Raw genomic sequence first — 17,572 nt, 5'->3', positions numbered from 1 at the left:
TCTTAAAATACAAAACGGTTGCTACCGCTTTTCTTAGCAATATCAAACATGTTGTTACTTGAACTACCACCAGCTGCCGCGCCAGATGTACCAGAGAACGGATCCCACGTACCACCAGCCAATTGATATGCACCGTAGGCTTTAATTGGTGCTGTTAATAATGTTGTAGCAGCGCCAAAATTACCCTCACGACGTGCCATTTTTCCCTGCAGTCTGTCATTAGCTGCTTGCATACGTAGGCCGTACGCTTCACGACTCGCATTATTAACTAACGTTAAAGCGTCAAGTTCACCCATCGCCGCTGTATCGCCGAACATATCAAGCGCACCTGCGGAACTTAAATCAAGCCCACTAGCTGACATTGCCGCAGCTTGTGATCCTGCCAATTGCCGTGTGCGTGAACGCTGTTTCGCTGCCTCAGCATTGCCACGATTAATTGAATCATTCGCTGCTTGCTCGTTCTGGCGTGCATTTTGGTTGGCTACATCGGCATTAAACTTGCCAGATTGATATTGGCTATATGCCTGCATACCTGCCGAGGCTAAAATTCCTGTTGCTAAAATGGCTGGACTACACATTATTTCGCCCTCACATTCATCGTGAATTTATGAAATGGATAGTTAAGCGCGCCAATTGGCTGCGCATCTTCTAATTTGAACCCTAGCCAATGCAGCCAAGCTTTGGCAATGTAATTGCGCTCATCAACGTAATTAAGTAGTTCAGGGTAGATTTGCAGCATTAGGCCAACGAATGGCTTACAGCGGCGTAGAAAGGCTTTCTGGTGCTTCTCTAAAATATCTGAGCCAACTAACCAAGGTATGCCAACACCGCCGATAATGGACGCTGGCGACACACCAAAAATAGCAGCCACCTCTCCATTGAAAATAGCAGCCCATGATTTTGTAGATAAGTTAATACCTGAGGCTAAAACCTCCTCAGGCGTTGATAGGTTTAATGCATAGAATTCATCGATATCAGCTTGTCTAACATGCGGTACCAATGCCTGTGCATGCTCTAATGTTGCGGGTACGATTTGAACAATACTCTTTGCCATATTAGAAGCCCCCAACATCTAAGCGCGGTATTGCAGCGAGGATTGATAAAGGTAATGGATCTGACTGCCTGACATACACACGGCCGTTTTTGCTCCACTGTGCATCAAGATTAATTTCTACTACGCCAGTGGCATCATCAACCGGATTATCGTAGAACTCGAATTCACGTTGAGCATATTCATATAACCGGTCTTTTTCGGTACCGGCCCATATACCACGACTTGAATTAACAATAAGGCTTGCAACCTTAACCAGTTTCTTTTTGTCGAGTAGAGTCTCTTGCCCGTTGATATGAATATCTAAGGTTTCCATATCGCTAACGTACGGTAGCCCTATGTGAACTACTACGGCTGGCTCTTCTAATGACACTGCGCCGCCAGATACTTTTTGCTGAGGTAATACGTTTGCATCGGCTAGAATGCTGGTGGTTTTACCTTCAATATGCTGTAAACCTTCAAAACGGAAACGCGCAAAGCCCCATTCGTTTAATGGCTTATCCTGCAATTGTTCCGGTACATCACGATTAGGAGTTATCCGCACCGTATGAATATTAATAAACTCGGTAATTTCACAGCGTAACGTTTTGTTTTCATCATTTTCAAAGTAAGGTAAGTGAATAGCGTTACCTATATCGCTATCTTTAAAAATGGCGTTACTGGCTGTTAAGGCAATATCGCCTTCATACGTCCAGTTATCGACTGTGGTTAAGTGAACAGTGCTAGACTCATCTTTATTTCTGCCATCATAGCTAAGACCTGAATCAACAAAGAAAGCGTCCTCTGTCTTGGTAAATAAGCGACTACTTAAGCGCTCTATATAACGCACAGTACCGTCACCAACTTTACGGCACACAATGAAGTAAACCGCATCTTCATTACCTTCACTGACGCTGCAGGTTGATTCAAATTGTCCGTCAGTCTCTTGTGGTGCCCAAGCAAATACTTGCTGCTCTCTGAGATACGTCAATGAAAGCAATTTACCATCATCGCGAATACACCAAGCGATTGAGTAAGGAACGATAGAAAACGCCCAATCAATAATCTGGTGGCGCTGAAAGAGATGATTAGCCATGATGGTTAAATCGGTGCCTTGGTACCCGTCAACGTCGAATGAATACGCGAGGTCACGCACAGCGCTACCTTTTTCTTGGATGTACAAAGCGATATTGGCAACAGCAATTGGTGGCACATCACTACAGCCATTGGCACCTTGCGAGGAAAAAGAGAAACTACTAGGCGTTAATACTTTGTTCTGATCCCCAGTGATTTGATACTCACCGCCAGACGTTAAGGCCACCAGCGAACCCACATCAATTAAGTGACGAATTTCATTAACTTGGCGTCCTGCATAGGTGTAGATGATACGGTCATCATCTTGTATCGGGTTATTCTTGCCAAAGTCTTTGTAGTCACCACTACGGCTAGCCCAAATAGTTTGTGGGTAAGCGCGAGATCCAGCAAAAAATAATCGCTGCTGGTAATACATAACGGTGCTTGGATAGCCGTCAACGTCATTCCAGACCGACCGAGCCCACTTGTACGTAGCGTTTTCTTCACCTACAGCATTTGATGGAATGTATAAAACAACTTTACCCGTTGCCGTTAAGCCGTCGGTACTGACTGAATTGATTTTAACGATACCGAAACCACTGTGAAGGTACTCCCACTGGATCCCCGCGTCACCGCCCCAACCATCCCAGCTCATACCCTCTGTGTGTGACGGCCTTAACGTGCCGCTTTTACCTGCAGTATTAGCGCGGTAGTAATTAGCACCTGCACGGCGTTGATCATTAATGTTAGTCGTCTTGTCAGTTTCCCATACGGGTACAGCATCAATCGCTTGCTGTTCAATATATATTTGCTTACCGACTAATTCAGCACCAAAGATATTATGCGTTGCAGTCAGCGTTACATCACCTGTACTGGCGCTAACATATAACTTGCGCTCTTTATCGGTGTTGATATCTTCGAAGGGCCCATTGCGCGTTTCAACGGGTACAAGCTTCCAATCGTCATGATCATAACGCTGTAGCTCCATTGGTGGATAATCAGCGTGTACGATAGTCATTACGTCTGCTGACTGTGTGAATTTTAAATTGAATAGGTCAGCTTCTTTGTATGGCGTTGCTAGTTCGAATATTTCGCCTTTGTGCTCACCGTCTGCATAAAGCACCTGTCCACCGTCTTTAATAACACGCATGTACTTATCACCCATTTCAAGGGCATAAGTTTGTACGGTGCTGAACTGGAACGGGATCAGGCGGCATTTTTTGTTAGGGTATTTTGCTGCCGCAATAAACTTAGTTCCTGGTCTATTTTCAATGCCGCCATATTGACGCACGATGAAATTAGAACACTTACGTAAAGCGGTTGAATACTTCGCTAAGTCAATGCGCCCATAAAGGCTAGGCGCTATTTCGCCACCAGAAAAACTCGGTTGAATGATGCTATAAGCCATTACGATAACCTCGCTTCAGTGAATGGATCCATGTAATCGTTAGGCTCTGATGATTCATCAAGAGAGTGAGCCCCAGCGTTAGCAATTGACATTGTGTACATCTGAAATGCTTCACTACCGATACCAGCGTTAGAAGCCAATGGGCGTGCTAGTTCGCCAGCTAAACGCCATGCCAGCGCATCTATGAATAATGAATCAAACATATTCACATCGGTGACTGACGCAGTGTATTGAAGCCACGCTTGAGGTTGGTCGCAGTAAATCAGTTTTCCAGTGCCGTCAGCATCCGAACCCACCAGAAAATTAATCGCATTGTGTGGTTGAGGATATTTCTGGCCAGATTGAATAATCGCTATTGCCTTTAAACAATCGGTTGGGTAGCTATAGGCAAATTTCCAGTCTGGCGGTGGGTTATTGGTATCAGCCAAAGCAACGCGCTTACTGGCAAAGTTCCACGGAAAATCAGAGAGCGTAGTATCGCGGCAATGATTGAAGTGTAAATTGCATTGCTCCGCTTCTTTGCTCTTTTCGCTTAGACTATTAATGAATCGGCTATTACCGATGCGACTAAGTGCCAAGTTACAGATTTCGATTTCTGAGGCCATTACTCACCCCCATCAAACAAAACATCTGCCGCCGATTTGGTATCACCTGAGCCCAAGGCCAGATCTGTTATCTGCAAATCAACTGATGTTGTTTTTTTGCCTTCTCGCTCATCAGTACGTTTAGATTTAATTTTGGCTATACCAGACAATTCAATTGATTCGCCAACATCAGGGATGGTTGCGCCTAGCTTTTCTAACGTTTCATTGTCCAGATAGAGAGTTAGACCGTAAGGATATTCATCACGTGTTTCGCTCTCACCTTTAGAATTCTCAAAAGTTTCTGTGCTAATTTTTAAGTTGACCATTTTCATTGCCTGTATCTCCAAAAGAAAAAAGGGGCTTTCGCCCCCTTTAGCATCGGGGGTTACACCCCAAGTTCTTTACGCTTTTCATCTATCGCGGTACGCATTTTATCTGCGCCCATGTTGTGATGAGGTGCTTTACCAAACAGTTGTGTGTACTGTTCGCGCAAAGCTTCAAGGCTAGAATCAACCGTATCGCCTGATCCACTGATAACAGTATTGGTTACAACCTCACTACTATCACCACTAGCCCCATCAACCAAAGCGTCAGTATCAGGCTTAGCATCATCACCACCAATCAACTTTAAGTTGCTGCCAGCAATACCGCTGTATTCAACCTCCTCACCAACTTCAAGCAGACGACCAGCGATAAATGATTTTTTCAAAACTTTATATCGTGACATGTCACACCTTAATTAGTTACGGCGTTGTAGATAGGATGAGCATCAGTGTTAAGTACGATACCCGCTGTAAATTTACCTGCAGTTAATGGACCATCTGTTACAACGTAACGCAGACGCAGATACTTAATAACACCATGCGGAACGGTACCAACAATGCGCTTACCTGCATTCAGGTCTGCAATAGGCATTTCAACGGATTGAAACAAAGCAACAGGCGTTGTAAACGCTTTGTCTTTTGATGTTTCCAGTACGATTTGTACTTTTGCGTCACCTGCAGCTGTAGCCTGCTCAGTAACCTGCGCAAACAATTGCAACGGCTCACCGATACCGATATCACGGAAATCACCTTTAACTGGCGTTAGGTCAATGATACTGGTCGCAGTCGCTGATGCGGTCACTGCTTGGTCGAGAGAAAATAGGGTTTCTTTATCTAAAATCATGTTGCGAACTCCCAACAAAATTAAGTTAGCGGTACCCATTCAGGCACCGCACAATAGGCATGCCTTACTTAGCTACCACCTGATCCTCAGTTGTGAGAATTGCATCGGTACGGCGCACAGGGATTTCATCAAAAGAAACAACCTTCTTCCCTGCAACTTCTTGCATAGAAATATTGACGTTCTTTGAGTTTTTAATCTGGCGGCGCATCCAGCTACGAACCTGCTGATTGCAATAGAAAACAGGTTTACCCATAGACAGATTAGGGATTTTCTCAATTGCCTGAATCAATAAATCAGGTAAATCGATAGCACCTGCTGCTTCTGGATCTTTGGTTAACTTAGATAGGTCAACGTTAGCGATACGAACCACATAACGCCAGTCGCGCATAGTTAGGCCGTTTTTCCATTGGAAATGGGTACGGTAGCCTTGATATTTACCACCGTCTTTATCTTCCAGTGTGACTTCGCCTAAATGTTGCTGTGAAAGACCAGCCTTAGAACCTTTAGGGTAAATACCATGAACTGTATTCTGCCCCCACACCACTAACCAAATAGATGTTAAATTGCTACCTGTGCCACCAGCATCAATGATATTTACGCCATTCTTTGCGCTTAAATCATTGAAGCGTGCAGATAGCCCAGTGAAGCGCTGTGCATGTACAGTGGTATCACCATAAAACAATGTTTCAGCCATTTGCTGGTTCATGGACTCAATGAAGGCTTGTGCTTCTGACAATAAAAACTCACTTGTATTGCCATTAAGATCAGCAAGTTCTTTATCAACTTCTGAGTAAGTTTCCAGCATACCTGTAGCATCTGTAACTTGTGCCGTAGTTGATTTACTTGGTGGTACTCCGTAGTTCAACAAACGCCAAGTGGCAGATGGTAAACCTGTGCGGACAGTTGTACGGTGGCCGGAAGGCAAATTACCCTCTACAAACACCATGTCATCCAGAATTTCGTTAGACTGGTTGAGCAGTTCAACGATCTTCGCTTGCTTGCTGTTTGGGTCTTGACGCTTAGCCCAGTCAGCCAATGTTAGAGCTTGAGGCATAATTTTCTCCTATACCTTATTTGCTATCACCAAAAAGAACATCCGCAGCACTGCGAGCGTTTTCACTGCTGCCACTAACAAAACCATCTTCTGACATGGCCTTGCCAATTCTTGAAAAAATACGGAATAACTCAGGATGATTACCTAGTCCTGAATCATTTAAATATTGCTTAAGCTCTGGCGTACCAAACTGATCCATCGCTTTTTGTGCGTTACCAATAGACTCAACGGAACTAAGCTCTTTATCTGCCTTGACCGTTTCTGCCCATTCAGTTACTTGCTTTTGCCATGCGGCCTCTTGCTGTTTGGCAATTTGCGGCATAATCGTAGAGCCGTACACATCAACAATCTTTTGCGCTTGCTCGTTGCTTAAACCAAGTTCACGCGCGATAGGTTCAAACGCCGCTACAGCTTCTTTATCAAGCTCTTGGTCTTTACCAGCCGTAAACTCATACTTTTCAGGCGCAGCGCTTACAGGCTTCTTGTCATCACCTTTTGGCTCAGCATTGGCCTTATCATCAGTCTTACTATGCTCTGTACCTGCAGGCGCTGGATTATCACCATTTGCTGGAGCATCTTGTTTTGCTGGTACTGGCTCTTGCGCTGGCGCACCGCCGCCACCTTCACCGCCATCAACTGGAACCTCATTACAAAGGCGACGAAACAGTAAGCGTTGAAATAAATTCATTGATTGTTCTCCTGTTCTTTGGCTTCTTCTGCCATGACCAAATAGAGATCAGGGCAAACACTCATTACATCGTTAAACAGCTCTAACCCCTTATTGCGTCTACCTTCATTGAATGAAGTGATGTAGGGATCAGACGTAAATGAAACTTCAAAAACACCACTGGCAGATAGTGTTTTCCAGATAAAACGACGACCATATTCAGTATTCATAACCTGTTTTAAATCATCGTCTTCACGTTCTTTTCTTAGCTTGTCTTTAAGCTCTGCAATTTCCCTTAACTGCTCATAAGCATCTGTCATTGACCACCACCAGCAAGCGCAGCTAATGCGCTGTTATCATCCATTGGTGTATTGCCAAGAGCCTGAGCGCCTGCCACCGCCTCTTGTGCCATTTGCATTTGTTGCATCTGCTGTTGTTGCTCTGCACGCTGCTGGCGAATAGCGGCTACTTGGTCATTGGATGAAACGATAGTTGGTGAAACGCCGATTGATTCAGCGTAGTTATCAATCATTTCGTCAGTGTTCAGCTTGTCTAGTGCTTCTGGTTTGAGTTTCGCTAAACCACCAACAAAACCAACGAAACGCTCAACGCTGTTAACACCAACTGATTTCTGCGCCTGTGCCATGACAGAAATGTATTCAACCTTAAGCTGCATACCCTGCATTTCTTCTGGTGGAACAGGTAATAGGTTTTTACGCGCCATGATTGCGAACGTACGATTAATTAACTTGTCGAGTAGTTCAGAATCCAAACGCTGTAAGACAGGCCCTAACATGAGTAGCTTTTCTTCACGCATTTCAATTACTGCCTCAACAGGCATTGAGCGTGTATTTACAGACTGCATCATCATGAAAAGGTCAGAGAAATAGGCTTCTTTGATTTGATTACGAGTATCACCAATATCAGCAATCAAGCCGTTAATGTCGGCTTGCACTTGGAATATCGGTTTAATCATCTGGTCAGCGCCAGCCATTGGAAGATAAGTTATTCCACCCGGTACCAGTGAAATGCGCTGATTCTTAATTGAGGCAGGCGCTTGCATAGGTGGGTTGGTCACTTTATCAATCTGCTGTGCTTTGCGGCGCTGTAATAGCTGCAATGCTTTCACGCTACCCAATGCAATCATACCGGGGCAAGAAGAGCCGTAGACGTCTTCGCCGTTAACTTCCCAGCGTGGCGCCATAATAGGGAATTCATCAAAGCCAGATTCGCGTAGAACACGATCACTATCACCGCCCATTTCAAAGTAAACGGACTTAAATAGCTTGTTCTTAGCGTCCAACTTACCGCTGATGCGGTTTAAATTTGGGTAGACTGAATGATTGATGGTGATCCACTGGTTATAATTGCTAGAATCCCATAAGCTTTTTACCTGCTGACTCACATTACCTAGACCGAACTCCATAACAAGCTGTCGCACTGTCATGCTGAATTCACGGGAAAATGTATCAACAGTTAAGTCAGGGCCATTTGCAATGCAATAGCTACCAACAGGAAAAGGTACAGTACGAATAACGCGCTCGTTATCTTCCAGCACAGCTAATGCGCTGGTGGCAAAGGTGCCGATATCGGCATAGGTTTGCGGTAGTGACTGATAGATATTTGAACGGTTGAACACTTCGTTCATTCGTTGCTCTACAACTTCAAGCCACATTTTTACAGGGCCATAATTCATCATGTCAGGGTCTGGCGTAGCCAAACGGAACCACTTGCGTGCAGGGCTGGTTATCCCTGACATCATGCCACTTGATAAAGTACGCTCAGCCTTAGCCGCTTCCTGGTCGATGATTTTCGTATTACGTTTATCACCGCGATTAACTTCCGATGTGTTAAAACGAGTGCTGCGAGGGCGTGTATACTCTGCAAGCTCTTTCCAGTGCGGCTCAAATGACTGGCGCTCATTCTTAAGCTGCGAGAGTTGTTTTAATAAATCCTGCTTTAAACTCATACCGCCCCCGTTAGGTTACTGACCGAGCAGCGTTTTACCGCTGGTTGATGCTGCATTTGTTGTACCCTGCGCACCTGTTAGCAATGTTGACTTACGACCAGCGGCAGCACGGCGGCGGCGTAGTTCTTCATCACGCGAGCCAACTACAGCCTCGTCCTGTTCTTGCGGTGCCGCCTGAACTGGTGGAGGGGTTTTAATCTTGGGAGTGCCACCTAGGATATTTCCGCACATATAACACCTCGATAAAATAAACAATAATATGCTTTATGATTTATTGTATATCTTATTTGACAAATATAAAACCAAGATATACATTTTGGTTATCGGTTGTTATTCAGATGTTCCTTTGCCCGTTATCAAGTGACTTTCCTTTGCTTACATTTGCCCTCGCTGTGAGGGCTTTTTTTTACCTGTTAGTTAGGCATAAGGATCGTAATCAGCATCACTAACAACGTGACTGCCCTGACTAGATGTAGAAATGTTGTGGCGTTCTTTTTTGGTGACTGGGTAAGCAAATGTTAACGCTAGTGCATCGCCTTTCCCCGGTGAGCGACCAATGCGTTTTTTAATATCAGCCTTTGACTCTAAGAGTATTTTTCCACTTAATTGCACCTTATACTCTGGTGTTGATAAATCCTCTGCCACTTCCTGATCGTCAATAGCCCCACCTATCTTGAGCCATGACTTAACATTGTTATACATTTCGCCGCGCTTATTCTGCATTTGAGGGTCAGTAGATGCGCCATTGAATTGCACAAGCTGCCAATCTCGCCCCCAACTCATCCCGACAGAATAAATGCCGGTACCATAACCAAAGTCGATATGAACAGCATCAGCCTGATACTGATCCTCATAGTCTGCAATACGCTTAGCCATAACCATATCGTCAGTAGTTTTGCTACCGGTCCATAGGCATTTGCTGTGTAACCCTTGGCGTAAATATATAACCGCATCATCATCACCAGAGTATGCAGGGTCAACGCCTATGATAATCGGTGCATGTGATACTTCGGCCTGTGTCACTGTGCGCTTCATGGCAGCATCAGTTAAGCCGGTCGGTATAAATTGAGTTTCAGAGGTTGATGGGAAGATACCGCGCACACGAACCTTAACAAAGTCGCTATCCTCGCCCCTGTCCTCTATCCATTTATCAATCTGCTCTTTGTTGGTACCTTCAACCGTACGGCTATCAATCTGCTTAGTTTTCCAGCGGTGCTTAAACTTGCGGAAACATTCACGGAAACGCCCTGTGTTACGTGTCGGGTTACCAAATGCTATCCAGATGATTTCTGTATTTTCATCCGTTAAAGCACCCTCTGCTACTTCCCATACCAGATCCGCAATGTTAGAGGCCTCATCGAAAACCAGAATGATACGCTTACCCTGATTGTGCAGCCCTGCGAAAGCCTCTGTATTGTTCTCTGACCATGGCACAGCATCAGCACGCCAAGCGTTAGCGTGATTGGGGTCATTAGAATAGATGGCGGTTTTAGTACAAGTAAACCAGTCCTTGGTGATAGATAGGCGCTGCCACTTCGCAATTTCTGGCCATGTTTTAGTGCGTAGCTGGTTTTCGGTGTTGGCAGTAACAACCACTTTGCAATCTTCGCAGGTGTCCATACCCCATTTGATAATCATCGATATGAATGCAGATTTGCCGATACCATGACCTGACGCCCTAGCAAGCTGTAGAGGTTGGTGCCGTGTCTCTGGATTTCGTAGGTGCTCACCTATTTCGTTCAGTGCTTCCGCTTGCCACTGACGAGGCCCACTAGCATTTTCAAGTTCGGTACCAGCCTCACCCCAAGGAAATGCATATAACGCATAGCTTAACGGGTCATGTGTAAACATGCCGATATCGTTAATCAGCTGTTCTTCTGGTGACATGGTTTCAATCATTGCTCACCACCAGCGGCACGCTTACGGGCTGCTGCCAGCCTATCAGCAAGGGATATGGTTACATCAACCTGATAGCGCTCACGGAAGGCGTTAACGTCTACATGCTTACCGACAAGCTCTAATATCTTCACTTTGTCGAGCAACTTAACTTTCTTGATTCGTGTGTCGCCGTCAATATCAATGATATCGAACGCTGAAACGCTCTTTCGCCAAATAGGTGACCATTCACTGATAGGTTTGATATCACCCGTATTAGTGAGTATGTCAGCTATGTCAGCATCAAGCATATTAACCAATCGCTCTAATACGCTGTCAGCGTCTAGCTTCTTGCGCTTATTTCGCTGCTGCATAAGCTGCGCTATGCGGTCAATGATGCGTGGGTCTCTCATGAGTTGGGACGCACGCTTACATGCGCTACCTGCGGCATAGCCTGCCGCTAAAGCTGCATCAGTTTGATTGGTAGGTGCTTTAATATATTCCTGACAAAACCGCTCCATTTGAGCGTTAAGCGGTGTAGGTTTTCTGGCTGGTGGCTTACGTGGTTTCTTTGTGGTCATAATCATCACCTCTGCGGTTATTATGACCAACTAAAAGATAACATTCAAACCATAAAGTTATTTCAGTGCAATTTGCTTTTCAAGCAAATCTATTGTGTGCATTACTTTATTGAAATCATTTTTTATAATGTTAACTCGACTAATTAAAGTATCTATCGTCGAAAGGTATAACTTATTACACATAAATAGAATTGAATTATTCGCTGACTCAATTAGCAAATTTAAGTCAAGTATCAAATCAACGACTTCAACATTATGTTTCGCAACAACTAACATTTCTTTTTCTAAGCTTGAGTGTAACAAATAAAATCTTAGGCTAGTCTTCCAATAATACTTTTTCGTTTTTTCTGTGTATCCATCCTTGAAATTAATATAGAAGGTTTTTCCCGCTTGCTTTGCTTCAATTCCAGCATAGCTTTTTGATTCTATTTTATTTAATATTTTACTATTTTCCTCTATAAGCTTTCTCAATTTCTGGCAATTAGATAAGATAATTTTCCTTAAAGCCAGTAACTCATTGTTTCTATCATTATTTCTTCTAGTAATATCTTCATTTCTCTGAACGGTAAACACAGTAAAACTAACAACAATCGCAATGGCAGACGCCACACTACCAATAATAGAAAACTTCTCCGCTAACGTCATAATTTATTCCTTTGCTTTATCTTATTTAATCATTCTACCTCCAATTTAATCTCATGCCACCCTTTAGTATTCCAGCACTCAGCGGCACCAGACAGGCAGCAATTAGCTACTGGTAGCTGCCCCCCGCACTTACCACAGCGCCGCTTTGATAGCTCCTCAATCTCACGCTTGAGCCGCGCATCATCGTTACGAATGAGCATTTGAATGTATTCCGATTCGTCGTACGGTTCGCGCCCCGGTCTACGCAACGCACAATTACGCTTAATCATTTCGTGCTCTTCGGCCTCTACCTGCCACTGCGGAGTAACCAAGCCAGCATCACGCTGGCGTTTACGTTGCGCTGCTTTGCGCTCTGCTGGTGATTTAGCCATTGAATAACATCCCTGCAGCTAAAGCGAATACACACCAGAACATGCACCAGAGCGCAGCAAATACCAAGTAACGTTTAATCATGGTTCTCCACCTCTGGCATTGGTTTTCTGAATATTAAGTTTTTCCTGATAAACGACGTAGCAGCACTCCATGCGCGATATCGCTTATCAATTTCTTCATGCTTGTACACAGTACAGCCAAGCATGTTTTTATTGCGTTGCATGACTATATACTCAACTGTGTGCCCCATTTCATCAGCGCACCACCTTTCAAACTCTGTTGGATTAGTTACTTTCATATTTACCTCGCGTGACATGTCACGATTGTTTGTTTAATAAAACAGCCCTAATTCCCAATTCAGGTTGTTAAAACACTCACGGTCAGACTCAAAGCAATAATCCCATTCCTCTTGGTCTTTATGCTCTCTAACCAGTTGCCAGCACCAGCCGTCGCGGTGTTTAACTCGCCTTACCAATCTAACTACGGTGGCATCACAATCAAATATGACGCCATAGCCACTACCAAGGCCGCTACGCAAAACATCAAGTCAACGCTTACCACTCGGAATAACTTAGGCATTGGCTTAATGCCATTATGGAAATCATCAATTTTAGGGTGCTTTATTGAGATATCTACCATGGTTATTTACCCCTAGCTTTCATCATTGCATCTGCCATGCGGTAGTACATCTCAGCACTCTTACTAAACGTTGCTTCACCAGAGTTTTCATCAAAATAACCTGAACGCTCATCCTGTGCCGCCCAATCTCCCTGCATTGCAGCCATTGCGAACTGGTCACGCAAGTTTCCTGTAGATGGCACTGGATTACCACGCTGAGGCATTTCATGCGGTTTTCTATGCATCATTTCTTTAAACTCTTTCTCATTCATAACCTTACCCTCAAAATAACGAAACTTGTTTAACTACTGTTTTCCCACGGCGCTTAGGTTTTGCCTTTGTGTTACCGCCGTACTTATCCATCCAAACCTTTGCTACGTGAAAGCAATCATCAAACATGGCGCCGCGCTTACTTGCTTGTGAGCATCTACGGTAATGTGCGATACCTTCATCAGCGGCAAGCTGTAATGCCCCCCCCCTGATAATCAAGCTCTTTAAGCTTCTGAATGATGTTCTTTCTAATAAAATCTTCTGGACTCATAAGGACTTACCTCATTCATTCAACGATTCGTTAATCCGCTCACAAACTTACGTATTGGTAATAAGTTCATGAATTGTCGATTTTTCTGGTAACCTTACCGTTATCATTCCAGTGGTTCCCCACACCTTAGAAACTCGCCCATCCCAGATACGCGAATCATCATCAAAGATGGCGTCCAGCAAGGCTTTCTCTAAGTTGTCCTTGTCTGGTTTTTGCTGGTGGGGCTTACCGTCCATTTCAGCCTGTTTTTTCTTGCTCCATGACTTAGGCATAGGCATAACAAAAATAACGTGGTAATCGCTCTCAGGCAGATTAATGCCTCTTGCTCTCACCTCGTCACAGAACGCCCTGTAACGCATTACGGCTGGACGCTTCTGCCATTTGTCACGCTGCGTCATGCGCGGCTTAGGTACAGGAACAACTGGATATTCAAGGGTTTTCATACAGCTAAGCCTCGCTTAATGCGCTTAGCTCTCGGTTTTGCTAGTAATTCATTCAACCAAACCTGCTGCCTTGCTGGCTCACCAACTTGCTTGAAGCCTTGACGTGCAATTTGTGACTTTTTACGGATGCCTTTATCCCCTTTGAAATCCAGTCGGCTCAATTGCCCTACCTGCCGTCTACGTGCATCTTTTTGCTCATCTAATCCAGTTTCATAGTCCGGTTTTAATTTGAATGAAATCATGCTGCTATCTTCACTTTTTTGATTATGCTTTGAGACAACGAAGAAGCGCTCCAATTGCTTTACCGCAAAATAAACGGTGTTGTATGGGGCCTTAACGCCTTTACTCTCAATTGCGCTCATGATTTCCTTAATTGTCATGCATTTACCGTTTTTTAGTACTTCAACGACATGATCCTGAAATAACATAACCATTACCTCGAATTCGATTAACCCACACGGTTAATATAAACAATTTGTTTATCTTTTCAACCATAAAAAATCAGTAAGAATTGATTTTCTTACCACCATTTAAAACGCTCTGTAACGCTCTACATTTGATTTTAACATTCAACCTATGGGATTTATCATCCTGCATATCAAAAATGACTGTATGTTAATCCTGCTTACGATTTTGATAACCTTTGAATCTTATTGTCTCCGTTGTTTACCTTTTTCAATTAAATCCATCCAAGCAGGACGAGGTTTTGATTTATCGGTAAGTGTCAGTGTTGGCTCTGGTACCTTTTCGCCCTTTCTAACTCGCTCAGTCCATTGGGAAAGCATTTTGTCTAGTCGCTTCTCACACTCAACCTCAGTTAGCCTTAGGTCAATCATCTTCGCTCTGAGGTCTGTAAACATCCAGTACTGAACCGGGTGTTTGAACGGATACATTTCCGCGCTCTGGTAGTTATTGCGCTTAGCACAGTAGGTTAAAAAATCTCTAAGCTGTTCGTCAGGATCAAGTCCAAACGGATTATGCTTAGCCGCTTCACCAGATAACGCGACAATCACGTCTGATAACTCTGGTGGCCATGGATTTCCATTCATGCAGCGGTCGATACAGAATTTAAACAATCCGTCCAGTTGCTGATCACTCAATGCGCTTAGCGCTTGCTTCCACATCAATGACGGTTCCGTGCCATTCTTGTTTTTCCATTTGTCGCCGTAGATTTCGATCATCTTCAACCAAAGCGTCAACAGCGTCTTGCCCGTATTCATCGAGGACGTGTTGTAAGAATTCCTGCATCGCTTTTGGCTTTCCTGCGAACTGGCTATCGATCTTAGCTCTCTGACCTGCCCCATTTTTCACCACCTTTTCATTTTTCAATCGACTGTGTTTCAGACCTTTAGCAAGGGCTAGTTCCCATTGCTCGTGTGTTTTGGCTTTTCCCTCTGCCCCCCAGTAGGTTATAAACTCGGCTAGCTCATGAGGCTGTAACGGCTCTTTGAGTATCGTTCCCCAATACGCTGCCTTTTGCGTAAAGTCCTGATCAGGTTCCCAGCCGTGATACATCACAAATTTGTCATTCACACCAAAACCACCAGCTGGAACACGACCGTTCAAGATAGAATTATTGGCATTCGGATCAGATTGAAAATTATCCTCGCGCGTATTAGAGAGAGGTTTTATATCTCTTATCTTATCTTTATCTTGTTGTGACACATCGTGACATTTCGTGACATCTTCGTGACATGCATTTTTATTTTGTTCTTCCTCTCTTTGAATTCTTTCTCTTTCGCGTTGCTCTCTTTTTCGCTGAGCTGCTGATTTTGCTCCTGTTTCTGCGTTTCCTAAGTCTTCCTTTTTTGGCTGGCGGCTCTCCCAACCAGTAATTTTCGAACCATCTAAAACACGTCCCTGCATGGCATTTAAAACAGCTTCAATCTGTTCATTTTCAACATCCAGAGCACTTGCTAAATCTTCAATCGTGACTGTCACGTGACCGCGTTGTGACACATCGTGACATTTCGTGACATTCTGTGACGCATCAACAAGAAGATGAATGTAAACAGCCTGAACTAATGCAATTGGCTGCTTTGAAGCCCTTGAAATTGTTCTCCATTTAGGATCGTTAGGCATGTCATGCCAGAGCCTAAGCCATTTATATGTAGACATAGGCCACCTCTACGCCGTCGCGTTGATTTCTCTTGCCTGTTTCAATAGCTTGCTTATCTCTTTGCGATAGGCCGCTGAGTTAATTGCTGAGCATTCAACACAAACACCATTGCTAGTGAATCGTTCTGAATCGTGCCCATGCCTGCATGGTTTTCCCGTATAAAAACGACTAAGGCCATTCGTAACGGCCTCCTTTCTAGTGATAATCTTCATTGATACCTCTTTATCTATGATTAATTAGCAGTAAGATTATACGCTACAGAAAAAATAATCAACCATTTAAACGTTATTGTTTATCCATCTAATCATAAAAAGACCGCTTTCGCGGCCTAGTGTGATTTACTTCATAAATTTGTCTGCTATTTGGTCTAGCGTTAGCTCTATTCCGAACGTATTAAGAGCCTTCTGCAATCTCTTAGCTGTCTGTAATGATACGCTACGACTGCAATATCGCAGATGGATAGAAACATACTGAACGGTCAAATTTGCGCTATCTGCAAATTGCTGGCGCTCACGCTTAGATAGAGCATTCCAGAATATTTTGAAGTTAAAATCTTTCATATTAACCACCATAAAGATAAACAGACTCACAATTTCAAATCATGATAACCAAATCGGTAATTTACCTAAAGGGTTAATTTGATATTTAATAGATAAACAGAATAAACAATATCGAACAAAATAAACGCAAGGGAAAAATACAGTGAAAAGCATTCAGGATATCAGAAGAGACAATCTTGTCTTTGTGATAGAAAAGCATTACGAAGGGAAACAGAAGAGCCTAGCGGCTGCGCTTGGTTGTGCTCCTAATGTTATTTCTCGTTATTTAATGTCCTCTGACATGAAAAGCCATCGTTCGCTTAGCGATCCTATTGCTAGAAAGATTGAGCACCTTACCAAGCTACCTAAGTATTACATGGATAAGGATCACTTGAATGTGCCTGCTGAACAGATTGCGGATGAATTAGCACGCCAGCCTACCGACATTGGGCGCATACTTGGTGATAACATAACAACATTCATGCTAATCGATGGTTTTAAATCACAGGCCCAGTTATCAGTTAAATCCGGTTTAGGCCAAGCCACTGTAAACCGCATTATCAAAAATGAGTCCAGTGCTACAGTTGATAGCGTTGCTGCAATTGCGGAAGCCTTAGGCCGTAAGCCATACGAATTACTCATGTCTAAAGATGATTCAGATGTTCTTCACTACGATCATAAAAAATTTGCGGCATTGCCCGATAACGAAAAAGAAAAGATACAAGACTTTATTGAGTTCATAATTAGTAAAAACGAAAAGTAAAACAAAGTGTTAAATTTATAGCCAGTCTCGAGCTGGCTTTTTTATTTACAGAAAAGATAAACGATTTGGTTATTTATTTGTTTTTAACAGTTGACAACTGTCGTTTATGGTTTATTCTTTATC

26 protein-coding genes are annotated in these 17,572 nt (G+C 43.6%); 1 reads left to right on the top strand and 25 read right to left on the bottom strand.

The window, feature by feature from the left end:
- Positions 1–2: 2 nt before the first annotated feature.
- The 25 genes from PR725_RS06230 to PR725_RS21830 all read right to left on the bottom strand — a co-directional run bounded on the left by PR725_RS06230 (position 3) and on the right by PR725_RS21830 (position 16,325).
- A complete protein-coding gene (locus tag PR725_RS06230; RefSeq protein WP_272568136.1) occupies positions 3–578 on the bottom strand; it encodes a hypothetical protein in 576 nt (191 codons plus the stop codon).
- Entirely contained in the window at positions 578–1,072 is a 495-nt protein-coding gene (locus tag PR725_RS06225) for a hypothetical protein (protein WP_272568133.1), read from the bottom strand. Before PR725_RS06225 ends, PR725_RS06230 begins: the two co-directional genes overlap by 1 nt.
- Positions 1,056–3,512 carry a hypothetical protein gene (locus tag PR725_RS06220; RefSeq protein WP_272568131.1) on the bottom strand — a complete coding sequence of 819 codons (2,457 nt, stop codon included), beginning with the start codon at positions 3,510–3,512 and terminating at the stop codon, positions 1,056–1,058. The genes PR725_RS06225 and PR725_RS06220 overlap by 17 nt, the downstream gene beginning before the upstream one ends.
- Positions 3,512–4,117, bottom strand: a complete 606-nt coding sequence (locus tag PR725_RS06215; RefSeq protein ID WP_004253743.1) for a hypothetical protein — start codon at positions 4,115–4,117, stop codon at positions 3,512–3,514. The genes PR725_RS06220 and PR725_RS06215 overlap by 1 nt, the downstream gene beginning before the upstream one ends.
- Positions 4,117–4,428: a capsid staple protein gene (gp10, locus tag PR725_RS06210; protein ID WP_164528787.1), complete on the bottom strand. Its 312-nt coding sequence runs from the start codon at positions 4,426–4,428 to the stop codon at positions 4,117–4,119. The genes PR725_RS06215 and gp10 overlap by 1 nt, the downstream gene beginning before the upstream one ends.
- 53 nt (positions 4,429–4,481) lie before the next feature.
- Positions 4,482–4,823, bottom strand: a complete 342-nt coding sequence (locus PR725_RS06205) for a hypothetical protein (protein WP_036964049.1) — start codon at positions 4,821–4,823, stop codon at positions 4,482–4,484.
- An 8-nt stretch (positions 4,824–4,831) separates the two neighbouring features.
- Positions 4,832–5,263 carry a Bbp16 family capsid cement protein gene (locus PR725_RS06200; RefSeq protein ID WP_272568237.1) on the bottom strand — a complete coding sequence of 144 codons (432 nt, stop codon included), beginning with the start codon at positions 5,261–5,263 and terminating at the stop codon, positions 4,832–4,834.
- A gap of 64 nt (positions 5,264–5,327) precedes the next feature.
- Positions 5,328–6,317, bottom strand: coding sequence for a major capsid protein (locus PR725_RS06195; protein ID WP_272568128.1), 990 nt, complete (start codon positions 6,315–6,317; stop codon positions 5,328–5,330).
- Between the two features lie 16 nt (positions 6,318–6,333).
- Positions 6,334–7,005, bottom strand: coding sequence for a peptidase (locus PR725_RS06190; RefSeq protein WP_272568126.1), 672 nt, complete (start codon positions 7,003–7,005; stop codon positions 6,334–6,336).
- A complete protein-coding gene (locus PR725_RS06185; RefSeq protein WP_272568123.1) occupies positions 7,002–7,304 on the bottom strand; it encodes a Bbp19 family protein in 303 nt (100 codons plus the stop codon). Before PR725_RS06185 ends, PR725_RS06190 begins: the two co-directional genes overlap by 4 nt.
- Entirely contained in the window at positions 7,301–8,953 is a 1,653-nt protein-coding gene (locus PR725_RS06180; protein ID WP_272568120.1) for a portal protein, read from the bottom strand. The genes PR725_RS06185 and PR725_RS06180 overlap by 4 nt, the downstream gene beginning before the upstream one ends.
- A gap of 15 nt (positions 8,954–8,968) precedes the next feature.
- Entirely contained in the window at positions 8,969–9,184 is a 216-nt protein-coding gene (locus PR725_RS06175; RefSeq protein ID WP_004253720.1) for a hypothetical protein, read from the bottom strand.
- A 186-nt stretch (positions 9,185–9,370) separates the two neighbouring features.
- Positions 9,371–10,852 (bottom strand): terminase, encoded by a 1,482-nt coding sequence (locus tag PR725_RS06170; protein WP_272568118.1) that lies wholly within the window; start codon positions 10,850–10,852, stop codon positions 9,371–9,373.
- A complete protein-coding gene (locus PR725_RS06165) occupies positions 10,849–11,415 on the bottom strand; it encodes a terminase small subunit (protein WP_272568115.1) in 567 nt (188 codons plus the stop codon). The genes PR725_RS06170 and PR725_RS06165 overlap by 4 nt, the downstream gene beginning before the upstream one ends.
- 51 nt (positions 11,416–11,466) lie before the next feature.
- A complete protein-coding gene (locus tag PR725_RS06160) occupies positions 11,467–12,054 on the bottom strand; it encodes a hypothetical protein (RefSeq protein ID WP_196723587.1) in 588 nt (195 codons plus the stop codon).
- A gap of 29 nt (positions 12,055–12,083) precedes the next feature.
- Entirely contained in the window at positions 12,084–12,425 is a 342-nt protein-coding gene (locus tag PR725_RS06155) for a hypothetical protein (protein WP_272568113.1), read from the bottom strand.
- Positions 12,426–12,499: 74 nt separating this feature from the next.
- On the bottom strand, positions 12,500–12,724 hold the full coding sequence (locus PR725_RS06150) for a hypothetical protein (protein ID WP_272568111.1): 225 nt from the start codon (positions 12,722–12,724) through the stop codon (positions 12,500–12,502).
- A gap of 182 nt (positions 12,725–12,906) precedes the next feature.
- Positions 12,907–13,065, bottom strand: a complete 159-nt coding sequence (locus tag PR725_RS06145; protein WP_272568108.1) for a hypothetical protein — start codon at positions 13,063–13,065, stop codon at positions 12,907–12,909.
- A 2-nt stretch (positions 13,066–13,067) separates the two neighbouring features.
- The gene (locus PR725_RS06140; RefSeq protein WP_272568105.1) at positions 13,068–13,292 is read right to left on the bottom strand and encodes a hypothetical protein; all 225 of its coding nucleotides are present in this window, start codon (positions 13,290–13,292) and stop codon (positions 13,068–13,070) included.
- 34 nt (positions 13,293–13,326) lie between these two features.
- Complete coding sequence (locus PR725_RS06135; RefSeq protein WP_006658842.1) at positions 13,327–13,533, bottom strand: hypothetical protein; 207 nt, start codon at positions 13,531–13,533, stop codon at positions 13,327–13,329.
- Between the two features lie 99 nt (positions 13,534–13,632).
- Positions 13,633–14,028 (bottom strand): RusA family crossover junction endodeoxyribonuclease, encoded by a 396-nt coding sequence (locus tag PR725_RS06130; protein ID WP_272568103.1) that lies wholly within the window; start codon positions 14,026–14,028, stop codon positions 13,633–13,635.
- Positions 14,025–14,456 (bottom strand): hypothetical protein, encoded by a 432-nt coding sequence (locus PR725_RS06125; RefSeq protein ID WP_272568099.1) that lies wholly within the window; start codon positions 14,454–14,456, stop codon positions 14,025–14,027. The genes PR725_RS06130 and PR725_RS06125 overlap by 4 nt, the downstream gene beginning before the upstream one ends.
- A 222-nt stretch (positions 14,457–14,678) precedes the next feature.
- Positions 14,679–15,152, bottom strand: coding sequence for a replication protein P (locus PR725_RS06120; protein WP_140179594.1), 474 nt, complete (start codon positions 15,150–15,152; stop codon positions 14,679–14,681).
- On the bottom strand, positions 15,121–16,146 hold the full coding sequence (locus PR725_RS06115) for a DnaT-like ssDNA-binding domain-containing protein (protein ID WP_272568096.1): 1,026 nt from the start codon (positions 16,144–16,146) through the stop codon (positions 15,121–15,123). Before PR725_RS06115 ends, PR725_RS06120 begins: the two co-directional genes overlap by 32 nt.
- A 53-nt stretch (positions 16,147–16,199) precedes the next feature.
- Positions 16,200–16,325 carry a hypothetical protein gene (locus tag PR725_RS21830; RefSeq protein WP_316928176.1) on the bottom strand — a complete coding sequence of 42 codons (126 nt, stop codon included), beginning with the start codon at positions 16,323–16,325 and terminating at the stop codon, positions 16,200–16,202.
- Positions 16,326–16,849: 524 nt separating this feature from the next.
- On the opposite strand from PR725_RS21830, the gene PR725_RS06105 reads away from it, so the two are divergent.
- Positions 16,850–17,449 carry a helix-turn-helix domain-containing protein gene (locus PR725_RS06105; RefSeq protein ID WP_061063964.1) on the top strand — a complete coding sequence of 200 codons (600 nt, stop codon included), beginning with the start codon at positions 16,850–16,852 and terminating at the stop codon, positions 17,447–17,449.
- Positions 17,450–17,572 lie beyond the last annotated feature (123 nt).

It is taken from the genome of Providencia sp. PROV255, assembly GCF_028478065.1.
Classification (GTDB): Bacteria; Pseudomonadota; Gammaproteobacteria; order Enterobacterales; family Enterobacteriaceae; genus Providencia; species Providencia rettgeri.
The sequence above is the reverse complement of the archived record's forward strand: the minus strand, read 5'-3'. Positions and strand labels throughout refer to the sequence as shown.